The following is an 11,433-nucleotide window of genomic DNA, read 5'->3' as shown; positions in this document are numbered from 1 at the left end:
CCGCCGCGTGGCGGCGCCCGCGGCCGCTGGCCAGGTAGGTGTCGGGCACAGAATCGGTGACGAAGGTGCCGTTGCCCTGGCGGCTATAGGTATAGCCCTCGGCCAGCAGCTGTCCATACACGTGCACCACCGTATTGCGCGCGATGCCAAGTTCGGCCGCCAGGTCGCGCGAGGCCGGCAGCCGCGTGCCGGCGGGAATGGTGCCATCCAGGATGGCTTCGCGAATGCCCAGGTACAGGCGCTTGTTCATGGGCCCGTCGGCGGGCTCGCCCAGCCGCAACTGCAGCAGATCGCCGGCAAGGGTACGCAATTGGTTCCACCTGTTTTGTAAAAGTGGTTCTTATAAATGGGGCCATATTAGCATTAAATAAGCGGTTGACAGGCCCCGCTTCCGGGCTGGGCCGGCGATTCCCGCCGCATGCGCGGCGCCCTATTCATGCTTGCCATCGAGGCCACTATGCAGAACCCTGATTTGAATACCCGCCGTTCACTGGCCACGCCGCGCGGCGTGGGCGTCATGTGCGATTTCTATGCCATGCGCGCCGAGAACGCCACGCTGTGGGACAGCACCGGCAAGGAATACATCGATTTCGCCGGCGGCATCGCCGTGCTGAACACCGGCCATCGCCATCCCAAAATCAAGGCCGCGGTCGCCGAGCAGTTGGAAGCCTTCACCCACACCGCTTACCAGATCGTGCCGTATGAAAGCTACGTGGCCCTGGCCGAACGCATCAACGGCCTGGCGCCCATCGACGGCCTGAAGAAAACCGCGTTCTTCACCACCGGTGTAGAAGCCGTTGAAAACGCCGTCAAGATCGCGCGCGCCCATACCGGCCGTTCCGGCGTGGTGGCCTTCAGCGGTTCGTTCCATGGCCGCACCATGCTGGGCATGGCGCTGACGGGCAAGGTGGCCCCGTACAAGCTGGCCTTCGGCCCCATGCCGGGCGACATCTACCATGTGCCGTTCCCCAACGGCACGCAGGATATCAGCGTGGCCGATTCACTGAAGGCGCTGGACCTGCTGTTCAAATCGGACATCGATCCGCGCCGCGTGGCGGCCATCATCATCGAGCCGGTGCAGGGCGAAGGCGGCTTCAACATCACGCCGCCCGAACTGATGACCGCGCTGCGCAAGATCTGCGACGAATACGGCATCATGCTGATCGCCGACGAAGTACAGACCGGCTTTGCGCGCACCGGCAAGCTGTATGCCATGCAGCACCACGATGTACAGGCCGACCTGATCACCATGGCCAAGAGCCTGGGCGGCGGCTTCCCGATCTCGGGCGTGGTGGGCCGCGCCGAAGTCATGGACGGCCCGGCCCCCGGCGGCCTGGGCGGCACCTATGCCGGCAACCCCCTGGCGGTGGCCGCGGCCCACGCCGTGCTGGACGTCATCGAAGAAGAAAAACTGTGCGAACGCGCCGCCGAACTGGGCCAGCGCCTGCAGGAACGCCTGAACGGCCTGCGCCCGCAATGCCCCGCCATCGCCGACGTGCGCGGCCTGGGTTCGATGGTGGCACTGGAATTGCGTGACCCCGCCACCGGCCAACCGGACGCGGCGGCCGTCAAGCGCGTGCAGGACGCGGCCATCGAGCGAGGCCTGATTTTGCTAAGCTGCGGAGTGTACGGAAACGTATTGCGCTTCCTGTATCCCTTGACCATTCCGGACGAACAGTTCGCTCGGGCGCTGGACATTCTTTCGGACATCCTGACCGCCTGACGCCGAGTTCCCGGCCAAATGCCCGGCCGCGCGCGCCCATAGCGGCGCGCGCGGCCGGTTAGCCATTTCGCGCTTTCAACGTATCAAGGAGCACTCATGTCGCAATTGTCCCACCCCCTCAAGCGCGCCGAACTGCTGCGCGACGCCTGCTATATCGACGGCAAATGGGTAGGCGCCGGCGGCGGCGCCAGCATCCCGGTCGACAACCCGTCCACGGGCAAGACCATCGTGTCGGTGCCCAAGCTGGGCCGCAAGGAAACCGAGCAGGCCATCGCCAGCGCCGAGGCCGCCCTGCCCGCCTGGGCCGCCAAAACCGGCAAGGAACGCGCCGCGATCCTGCTGAAATGGGCCCAGCTGATGATGGCCAACCAGCAAGACCTGGCCGCCATCATGACGTCCGAACAGGGCAAGCCCGTGACCGAGGCCGCCGGCGAGATCGCCTATGCGGCGTCGTTCCTGGAATGGTTCGCCGAAGAGGCCAAGCGTATCGACGGCGATGTGCTGCAAAGCCCCAAGGCGGGCCAGCGCCTGATGGTGCTGAAGCAGCCCATCGGCGTGACCGCCGCCATTACGCCCTGGAACTTTCCGGCCGCCATGATCACCCGCAAAGTGGGCCCGGCCCTGGCCGCGGGCTGCACCATGGTGGTCAAGCCTGCCCAGCAAACCCCGCTGACCGCGCTGGCGCTGGCCGTGCTGGCCGAAGAAGCCGGCGTGCCGGCCGGCGTGTTCCATGTCATTACGGGCAGTTCGCGCGAGATCGGCGCGGCCCTGTGCGAAAGCGATGCGGTGCGCAAGCTGAGCTTCACCGGATCCACCGAAGTGGGGCGCACCCTGATGGAACAGTGCGCCCCCACCATCAAGAAGCTGTCGCTGGAACTGGGCGGCAACGCACCCTTCATCGTGTTCGACGATGCCGACCTGGACCGCGCCGTGGATGGCATTCTGGCGTCCAAGTACCGCAATGCCGGCCAGACCTGCGTCTGCGCCAACCGCATCTATGTGCAGTCCGGCATCTACGAAGACCTGATCAAGCGCCTGACGGCCAAGGTCGAGGCCATGCAAGTGGGCGACGGTTTCACCGACGGCGTGGTGCAGGGCCCGCTGATCGACAGCAATGCGGTCGAGAAGGTGCAGGAACACATCGCCGACGCCACCTCGCACGGCGCGAAGGTCGTTACCGGCGGCAAGCCGCATGCGCTGGGCGGCACGTTCTTCCAACCCACCATCGTGCGCGACGTGACGGCGTCGATGCGCTTCGCCACCGAAGAAACCTTCGGGCCGGTGGCGCCGCTGTTCAAGTTCGACACGGAAGAAGACGTGCTCAAGCAGGCCAACAACACCATCTTCGGGCTGGCCGCGTATTTCTTCACGCGCGACTACGCCCGCGTGTGGCGGGTTTCCGAAGCGCTGGAATACGGCATCGTGGGCATCAATACCGGCATCATCTCGAATGAAGTCGGGCCGTTCGGCGGCGTCAAGCAATCGGGCCTGGGCCGCGAAGGCTCGAAGTACGGCATCGAGGAATACCTGGAGCTGAAGTACTTGTGCGTGGACCTGGGCGCCTGAAGTCCCTCATGGGTGTCTGGCTCCCGCCAGGGTGCCAGACACCCAGCCATACCCGCACCGCGCGCGTCAACCTGATCGCCACGCAATCATGCTAGATTTGCGGCTCGCTCCCGAGAATCCGGCATGACCAAATCCTATTCCAAAGAAGACACCCGACGCATCGCGGCCATCCTGGCCGAGGCCGCCCAGGCCGAGGTCATGCCGCGCTTTCGCCGGCTGTCGGCCGATGCAGTGCACACCAAAAGCTCGCCGCGCGATCTCGTCACCGACGCCGACGAAGCCGCCGAACGCTTCATCGCGGCGCGCCTGGCCAAGCTGCACCCCAGCGCCATCATGGTGGGCGAAGAGGCCTCGACCCGCAATCCGGCCTTGCTGAACACGCTGGTCGATGCCGACCTGGCCTTTCTCATCGACCCCATCGACGGCACGCGCAATTTCGTGGCGGGCCTGCCCCTGTTCGGCATGATGGTCGCGGTATGCCATCGTGGCGACGTGCTGGCCGGCGTCATCTACGACCCGGTCGCGCACGACTGGGCCATGGCCGTGCGCGGCGAAGGCGCCTGGTCGGAAGCCGGCGACGGCACGCAAACGCCATTGAAGGTGGCCCAGCCCGCTCCTCCCCAGGACATGGACGGCCTCATCGCCACGGGTTTTCTGCCCGAGCCGCAGCGCAGCCTCGTCAATGGCAACCTGGCGGCGCTGGCGTCCACCGCGTCACTGCGCTGCGCGGCGCACGAATACCGCCTGGCGGCCAGCGGCCATTGCCACGTGATGCTGTACAACAAGCTCGACCCCTGGGACCACGCGGCCGGCTGGCTGCTGCACCGCGAAGCCGGCGGTTTTTCGGCCCATTTCGACGCCAGCCCCTACAAGCCCACCCACCGCAGCGGCGGCCTGCTGTACGCGCCGGATGTGGGTAGTTGGCATGCCGCGCGCCGCGCCCTGATGGGCGATGACATCCCGCCGGCCTGAAGCCGGGAAATTATCCCCAGTTTCTGTGGACAACCCTATGGACAGCCTGGGGTCTTCCACAAAAAAGCCAATGGCGCCAAGCACTTGCCTGTTGCGTTCAAGATTGCGCGGCGGCCCGGTCGGCGAAGGGGCCGTACAGCGCGTCCAGCGCCGGGGCACAGGGCTGCGCCACTTTCAGGCTGAATAGCGCGTCGGCGCGCGTGCGGCCCAGATTCAGCGCCGCGATGGGCTGGCCGTTCTCGGCCGCGGCGCGCACATAGCGGTAGCCCGAATGCACCATCAGCGACGACCCCACCACCAGCACGGCATCGGCTTGCTCTAGCGCGGCGCGCGCACGTACGCCGCGCTCGGGCGGAATGCTCTCGCCGAAGAAGACCACATCGGGCTTGACGATGCCGCCGCAGCGCGGGCAAGCCGGCACCACGAAGCTGGAAAAATCCACGCCTTCCAGGTCGGCATCGCCATCGGGTGCGTCGGCCGCATCCAGCGCCGCCCAGCCGGGGTTGCGGCCATCCAGTTCGGCTTGCCAGGCGGCGCGCGGACCGCGCCAATCGCCGTTCATGCAGCGCACTTCGTCCAGCCGGCCGTGCAGGTCCAGCACATTGTGGCTGCCGGCGGCCTGGTGCAGGCCATCGACGTTTTGCGTGACCAGCAACTGGACGTGGCCCCGCTGCTCCAGCAAGGCCAGGGCCAGGTGCGCCGCGTTGGGCCGCATATGGCCGAAGCGGCGCCAGCCCACCGTGCTGCGCGCCCAGTAGCGCGCGCGCATATGGGCATAGCCCATGAAAGCCTGGAAATCGATGGGCGGGCTGCGCTTCCATTGGCCATCGGCATCGCGGTAATCGGGAATGCCAGATCCCGTGCTGCAGCCCGCGCCCGTCAAGACGAACAGGCGCGTATGGCGATCGATGAACTCGCCCAGGGCGGCCAGGCCGCCCGCGTCCGTGGCGGGCGGCGCGGACGAAGCGGGCGCGCTGGCGGGACGGTCCATGGCCGCGCCGCTAAGCGCCGCCCAGCCCGCAATCGGGCATGTCGCTGACCAGGCTGGCCTGCGTGACGTTGCTTTCGGGCGGCACCGTGCGCGTCAGCCACACATTGCCGCCAATAGTGGAACCGCGCCCGATGGTGACGCGCCCCAGAATAGTGGCGCCCGCATAAATGACCACGTCGTCTTCGATGATGGGGTGGCGCGGCAGGCCTTTCTTCAGTTCGCCGTTCTCGCCGGGCGGGAAGCGCTTGGCCCCCAGCGTCACCATCTGGTACAGCCGCACGCGGTCGCCAATGATGGCGGTTTCGCCGATGACGACGCCGGTGCCGTGGTCGATGAAAAAGCTCTTGCCGATGGTGGCGCCGGGGTGGATATCGATGCCGGTGTCGGCATGGGCGATCTCGGCCACGATGCGGGCCAGCATGGGCACGCCCAGCTTGTACAGCACGCTGGCCAGGCGGTGGTGGATCATCGCGCTGACGCCCGGATAGCACAGCAGCACTTCATCGACGCTGTGCGCGGCCGGGTCGCCCTGGTAGGCGGCCGTCACGTCCAGGTCGAGCGCGCGCCGCACTTGCGGCAAGGCGGCGCCGAACTGGCGCACGATCTGCACGCCGCGCGCGCGCAGGCTGGCATCGGGTTCGGGTTCGGCCGCGTTGCGGCCCATGTGGTGCAGTTCCAGACAGACCTGGTGCAGCAGCGCATCCAGCGCCGCGCCTATGGTGTGCCCCACGTAGAAATCTTCCACTTCCTCGCGCAGGTCGATGGGGCCCAGGCGCATGGGAAACAGCGCGCCGCACAATTGCCGGACGATGACGCGCAGGCTTTCCTGCGAGGGAAACTCGCGGTCGCCGGCGTCGTCGCGCAGGCGGCCGCGCGGCCCCCGCCAGTCGACCCGCGCCGAACGCAAGCCCGACACGATGTGGTCCAGGTTCCAGTGTGCCGGCGGCATGTGAGACGAGTCATTCATGGCAACCACCCCGCGGCCGCGGCGGCCGGTATGTATACAAACATGGCAAAGCCTCTGCAAAAGCCCGCGCCGCTGGCGGCGGCGCCGTAACCATGAACTGTAACCGCTGGCGGGCCGTTTGCCCGGCGCGACCCGGCTTGCATTGGGGTTTTGGCCTGGCCCCCGGCCATTTGCGGCAAGTCAAATCGTATTCGGGTTAATGCCTAGTCCCTTACTCGAGCCGCATCCCTATAATCTTTTCAAACGAACGTTTGAATGAATTGCACGCATGGACGATACTGCTTCCCCTTCCACCCGCGACATCATCCTGGACACCGCCGAGACACTGTTCGCGCGGCAGGGCCACGACGGCACTTCCATGCGCCAGATCACCAGCGAAGCCGGGGTGAACCTGGCGGCGGTGAACTATCACTTCGGCTCGAAAGAAGCCCTGGTGCAGGCGGTGCTGAAGCGGCGCCTGGCGGTGCTGAACCAGGAACGGCTGCGCCTGCTGGATGACCTGGAGGCGCGCGCGCAAGGCCAGGCGCTGAAGCCGTCGCAGATCGTGGACGCCTTTTTCGGCACCTTGCTGCGCCTGGCGGCCAGCCCGGACCATGCCGGCAAGAATTTCCTGCCCCTGCTCGAGCGCACCATGACCGACCCCACCGGTTTCATCCGCGCGCTGGTCGCCGAAGAATATGCCGGCGTCATGGAACGCTACCAGGCCGCCCTGTTCAAGGCCCTGCCCGACGTGCCGCGCCCGGAAATCATCTGGCGGTTCCAGTTCATGCTGGGCGCCACGTCGTACGCCATCGCGGGCACGGAAGTGTTGCGCCTGGCCATGGGCTGGAGCCTGGACGACACCGACCGCGCGCACGACCCGGAACGGGTGCTGCCACGCCTGATGAGCTTTCTGCTGGGCGGGTTGCGCGCGCCGTTGCCGCAGTACCCGCCTTCCTGACCGCCACGCCACCCATACCTATATATCAACGGAGACAACAGAACATGAGCGGATTCCTGCTGGCCGCCGGCATTGTGGCGGCGCTGATCCTTATCGTGCTCGGTGTCGCGCCCGTGCGGCGCGCGCTGCTGTCGCGGCCCTTGTTCAACGCGTACCGCAAGGTATTGCCGCAAATGTCGGACACCGAGCGCGACGCGCTGGAGGCCGGCACGGTATGGTGGGAAGGCGAACTGTTCCGCGGCCAGCCCGACTGGTCCAGGCTGCTGGCGCTGCCCCGCCCCGAACTTACCCGGGATGAACAGCACTTCCTGGACAACCAGGTAGAACAGGCCTGCCGCATGGTCGACGACTGGGACGTCACCCACAAGCGCCACGACCTGTCGCCCGACACCTGGAACTACCTGAAGCGCAGTGGCTTCCTGGGCATGATCATCCCGCGCGAATACGGCGGCCTGGGTTTTTCGGCTTATGCGCATTCGCAGATCGTCACCCGCCTGTCGACGCGTTCATCGGCATTGGCGGTATCGGTCATGGTGCCGAACTCGCTGGGCCCCGCCGAACTGCTGCTGCACTACGGCACCGAAGCGCAGAAGAATCATTATCTGCCGCGCCTGGCGCGCGGCGAAGACGTGCCGGCATTCGCGCTGACCAGCCCCTGGGCCGGCTCGGACGCCGCCGCCATTCCCGACAGCGGCATCGTCTGCAAAGGCATGTGGGAAGGCCGCGAAGTGCTGGGCATGCGGGTCAGCTGGGACAAGCGGTACATCACGCTGGCTCCTGTGTGCACGCTGCTGGGGCTGGCGTTCCGCCTGTACGACCCCGACGGCCTGCTGGGCGGCGATGCCGACGTGGGCATTACCTGCGCCCTGGTGCCGCATGACCACCCTGGCGTGGAAACCGGAAGGCGCCATTTTCCGCTTAACGCCATGTTCATGAACGGGCCCACCCGCGGCACGGATGTGTTCATGCCGCTGGACTTCATCATTGGCGGCCCGGCCATGGCGGGCCAGGGCTGGCGCATGCTGATGGAATGCCTGGCCGCGGGCCGTTCGATTTCGCTGCCGGCGTCCAATACGGGAATGTCGCTGCTGACCACCCGCAGCGTGGGGGCCTATGCGCGCGTGCGCAGCCAGTTCCGCACGCCGGTGGGGCGGTTCGAAGGCGTGGAAGAAGCGCTGGCACGCATCGGCGGCCACACCTACCTGATGGACGCCGCGCGCGTCATGACGGCGGGCGCCATCGACCTGGGTGAAAAGCCCTCGGTGGTGTCGGCCATCGTCAAGTATCACATCACCGAAAGGGCCCGCCAGGTGGTCAACGACGGCATGGACGTAATCGGCGGCAAGGGCATCTGCCTGGGGCCGTCGAACTTCCTGGGCCGGGCGTATCAGCAAGTGCCGGTGGGCATTACGGTGGAAGGCGCCAATATCCTGACCCGCAGCCTGATCATCTTCGGCCAGGGCGCGATCCGCTGCCACCCTTATGTGCTGGCTGAAATGCAGGCCGCCGCGGACGGCGACCGCCAGCGCGGGCTGCGCGCTTTCGACCGGGCATTCTGGCGGCACGTGGGTTTCGTGCTGGGCAACGGCCTGCGCGCCGCGGGCCACGGCCTGACGGGAGGACGCCTTGCGCGGGCCCCCGCGCAAGCGGCTCCCGGCATGCAGCCCTACTACCGGCAATTGAGCCGCTATGCCTGCGCGTTCGCGCTGCTGGCCGATGTGTCGATGGCCCTGTTGGGCGGCAGCCTGAAACGCCGCGAACGGCTGTCCGCCCGCCTGGGCGACATCCTGTCGCAGATGTACCTGGCGTCGGCGGTGCTCAAGCGCTTTGAAGACGAAGGCCGGCAGGCTGCCGACGCGCCGCTGGCGCACTGGTCGCTGCAAGACGCCCTGCAACGTTTGCAGGCCGCGTTCGACGGCGTGCTGGACAACCTGCCCCGCCGTTCGGTAGGCTGGATGCTACGCCGCATGCTATTTCCTTGGGGGCCGCCGCAACATGCACCCTCTGACCTGCTTGGCCAACAAGTCGCCCGCTTGCTTACCGAGCCGGGCACGGCACGCGATCGACTTACCGCCAATTGCCACCTGCCTGCCACCGCCGATGAGCCGGTGGGCGCCCTGGAACTGGCCCTGGCTGCCACGCTGGAGGCCGAAGGCGCCGACGCGCGCCTGCGCGCCTTCGAGAAAACCGGTGCGCTGCGGGGCAACCCGCGGGCCAACGTGCGCGATCTGGCCGACGCGGCCCACGCGGCGGGCGGCCTGGCTTCCAGCGACTACGAACAGCTCAAGCGCCGCGATGCATTGCGCGACCAAGTCATCCGCGTGGACGACTTTCCCTTCGATTTCGGCATGACCGGGCAGGCCAGGCCGGGCGCGCAACGCCAGGCGGCCTGAAGGCCCAGGCCCGTCCACACTAAAAGGAGCCCCATCACCCCATGGCACATGCCCCCGTCTATATCGTGGATGGTGCGCGTACACCATTCCTGAAGGCGCGCAATGCGCCGGGCCCATTTTCGGCCGCCGACCTGGCGGTGCAGGCGGGCCGCACCCTGATGCTGCGGCAACCGTTCGCCCCCACCGACCTCGACGAAGTCATCGTGGGCTGCGCGGCCCCTTCGGCCGATGAAACCAATATCGGCCGCGTCATCGCCCTGCGGCTGGGCTGCGGGCACCAAGTGCCGGGCTGGACGGTCATGCGCAATTGCGCCTCGGGCATGCAGGCGCTGGATTCGGCCATCGCCAACATCCATACCGGCCGTTCATCGCTGGTGCTGGCCGGCGGGGTGGACGCCCTGTCGCGCGCGCCGCTGCTGGTGTCGGACGAGATGACATGCTGGCTGGCCGGCTGGAATGCCGCGCGCGGCGCGGGCGGCAAGCTGTCCGCCTTGCGCGGCTTTCCATGGCGCGGCCTGGCGCCGGTCATCGGCCTGCTGAAGGGGCTGACGGATCCGGTTGTGGGGCTGTCCATGGGCCAGACTGCCGAGAACCTGGCCACGCGCTTCGGCATCAGCCGGGCCGAGATGGACGCCTACGCGGCCCGCAGCCATGCGCGCGCGCTGGCGGCCCGTGCGGCCGGCGCCCTGGATGAGATCGTGCCGCTGGTGGATGCGCGCGGCACGCTGTACCCCGACGACGACGGCGTGCGCGAGGACTCCACGCCCGAACGCCTGGCCAAGCTGCGGCCGGTGTTCGACAAGCCCTGGGGCAACATCACGGCGGGCAACAGTTCCCAGGTAACCGATGGCGCCGCCCTGCTGCTGCTGGCCTCGGAAGACGCCGTGCGGCGCTGGAACCTGCGCCCGCTGGGCCGCATTGTCGATTCTCAATGGGCGGGGCTCGACCCCGCCCAGATGGGCCTGGGCCCGGTGCATGCGGCCACGCCCATCCTGCAGCGCAACGGCTTGGCATTGAACGAACCAGACTTGTGGGAAATCAACGAGGCCTTTGCCGCCCAGGTGCTGGGCTGCCTGGCCGCGTGGCAAGATGAATCTTTTTGCCGCGAGCACCTGGGCACCGATGCCTGGGGCACGCTGGACCAGGCCCGCCTCAATGTCGATGGCGGCGCCATCGCGCTGGGCCACCCCGTCGGCGCTTCCGGCGCGCGCATCGTGCTGCACCTGCTGCAGGCCTTGCGTAAAAAGGGCCTGCGGCGCGGCATGGCGGCCATCTGCATAGGCGGTGGGCAAGGCGGTGCAATGCTGGTCGAAACGGAGCCCAACCCATGAACGCCGCCCTGCCCCAAACCTGGCGCCACTGGCGGCTGGATCACCAGCCCGACGGGCTGGCCTGGCTTACCATCGATCGCGCCGGCAGCGCCGTAAACGCCCTGTCGACCGACGTCATGGCCGAATTGTCCTCCGTGCTGGACACCCTGCAGGCCCAGCCTCCCAAGGGCCTGGTGATCCGTTCCGGCAAAAGCGCCGGCTTCATTGCCGGCGCCGACGTGGAAGAATTCGCCGGGCTCGCCACCTCCCAGCAGGCCCAGGCCCTGGTGGAACGAGGCTGGCATCTGTTCAACCGCCTGGCGGCCTTGCCTTACCCCACCCTGGCGCTGATACGCGGCCATTGCCTGGGCGGCGGGCTGGAACTGGCGCTGGCCTGCCGCTACCGGCTGGCCGTGGACGAACCCGGCACCAGCCTGGCCCTGCCCGAAGTGATGCTGGGCATTTTCCCGGGCTGGGGCGGCATGCGCCGCCTGCCGGCGCTTATCGGCGCCCCGGCGGCATTGGACATGATGCTGACCGGGCGCCCGGCCGATGCGCGCCGCGCGGCCTC

General features: G+C 67.5%; 10 protein-coding genes. 7 read left to right on the top strand and 3 right to left on the bottom strand.

Translation table 11 applies throughout. The features are described 5' to 3' along the window. Positions 1-310, bottom strand: a 310-nt coding sequence (locus LPZ50_RS15100; protein WP_419195599.1) for a GntR family transcriptional regulator, incomplete at its 3' end; no start/stop codon positions are given. Between the two features lie 147 nt (positions 311-457). On the opposite strand from LPZ50_RS15100, the gene LPZ50_RS15095 reads away from it, so the two are divergent. The 3 genes from LPZ50_RS15095 to LPZ50_RS15085 all read left to right on the top strand — a co-directional run bounded on the left by LPZ50_RS15095 (position 458) and on the right by LPZ50_RS15085 (position 4,261). Next, entirely contained in the window at positions 458-1,723 is a 1,266-nt protein-coding gene (locus LPZ50_RS15095) for a 4-aminobutyrate--2-oxoglutarate transaminase (RefSeq protein ID WP_230662289.1), read from the top strand. A gap of 96 nt (positions 1,724-1,819) precedes the next feature. Next, positions 1,820-3,289: an NAD-dependent succinate-semialdehyde dehydrogenase gene (locus LPZ50_RS15090; RefSeq protein WP_230662288.1), complete on the top strand. Its 1,470-nt coding sequence runs from the start codon at positions 1,820-1,822 to the stop codon at positions 3,287-3,289. A 123-nt stretch (positions 3,290-3,412) separates the two neighbouring features. Then, positions 3,413-4,261: an inositol monophosphatase family protein gene (locus tag LPZ50_RS15085; RefSeq protein ID WP_230662287.1), complete on the top strand. Its 849-nt coding sequence runs from the start codon at positions 3,413-3,415 to the stop codon at positions 4,259-4,261. Positions 4,262-4,358: 97 nt separating this feature from the next. Here LPZ50_RS15085 and LPZ50_RS15080 read toward each other — a convergent pair whose 3' ends face one another. Further along, the gene (locus LPZ50_RS15080) at positions 4,359-5,252 is read right to left on the bottom strand and encodes an NAD-dependent protein deacetylase (RefSeq protein WP_230662286.1); all 894 of its coding nucleotides are present in this window, start codon (positions 5,250-5,252) and stop codon (positions 4,359-4,361) included. A 10-nt stretch (positions 5,253-5,262) separates the two neighbouring features. Beyond that, positions 5,263-6,219, bottom strand: a complete 957-nt coding sequence (gene epsC, locus LPZ50_RS15075) for a serine O-acetyltransferase EpsC (protein ID WP_230662285.1) — start codon at positions 6,217-6,219, stop codon at positions 5,263-5,265. A gap of 268 nt (positions 6,220-6,487) precedes the next feature. On the opposite strand from epsC, the gene LPZ50_RS15070 reads away from it, so the two are divergent. From LPZ50_RS15070 to LPZ50_RS15055, 4 genes are all read left to right on the top strand, one after another. Further along, entirely contained in the window at positions 6,488-7,159 is a 672-nt protein-coding gene (locus LPZ50_RS15070; RefSeq protein WP_230662284.1) for a TetR/AcrR family transcriptional regulator, read from the top strand. Positions 7,160-7,203: 44 nt separating this feature from the next. After that, positions 7,204-9,552 carry an acyl-CoA dehydrogenase gene (locus LPZ50_RS15065; protein WP_230662283.1) on the top strand — a complete coding sequence of 783 codons (2,349 nt, stop codon included), beginning with the start codon at positions 7,204-7,206 and terminating at the stop codon, positions 9,550-9,552. Positions 9,553-9,593: 41 nt separating this feature from the next. Next, positions 9,594-10,883, top strand: coding sequence for an acetyl-CoA C-acetyltransferase (locus LPZ50_RS15060; RefSeq protein WP_230662282.1), 1,290 nt, complete (start codon positions 9,594-9,596; stop codon positions 10,881-10,883). Further along, the coding region (locus tag LPZ50_RS15055) for an enoyl-CoA hydratase-related protein (protein WP_230662281.1) at positions 10,880-11,433 on the top strand (554 nt) is incomplete at its 3' end. The genes LPZ50_RS15060 and LPZ50_RS15055, both read left to right, overlap by 4 nt.

This window comes from Bordetella petrii (genome assembly GCF_020991325.1).
In the GTDB taxonomy this organism is placed as follows: Bacteria; Pseudomonadota; Gammaproteobacteria; order Burkholderiales; family Burkholderiaceae_B; genus Bordetella_A; species Bordetella_A petrii_E.
This window is presented reverse-complemented; position numbering and strand designations above follow the sequence as displayed.

Coding starts and splice junctions, on each gene's coding strand:
- LPZ50_RS15095 (WP_230662289.1), top strand. CDS start 458: ATGCAGAACCCTGATTTGAATACCCGCCGTTCACTGGCCACGCCGCGC.
- LPZ50_RS15090 (WP_230662288.1), top strand. CDS start 1,820: ATGTCGCAATTGTCCCACCCCCTCAAGCGCGCCGAACTGCTGCGCGAC.
- LPZ50_RS15085 (WP_230662287.1), top strand. CDS start 3,413: ATGACCAAATCCTATTCCAAAGAAGACACCCGACGCATCGCGGCCATC.
- LPZ50_RS15080 (WP_230662286.1), bottom strand. CDS start 5,252: ATGGACCGTCCCGCCAGCGCGCCCGCTTCGTCCGCGCCGCCCGCCACG.
- epsC (WP_230662285.1), bottom strand. CDS start 6,219: ATGAATGACTCGTCTCACATGCCGCCGGCACACTGGAACCTGGACCAC.
- LPZ50_RS15070 (WP_230662284.1), top strand. CDS start 6,488: ATGGACGATACTGCTTCCCCTTCCACCCGCGACATCATCCTGGACACC.
- LPZ50_RS15065 (WP_230662283.1), top strand. CDS start 7,204: ATGAGCGGATTCCTGCTGGCCGCCGGCATTGTGGCGGCGCTGATCCTT.
- LPZ50_RS15060 (WP_230662282.1), top strand. CDS start 9,594: ATGGCACATGCCCCCGTCTATATCGTGGATGGTGCGCGTACACCATTC.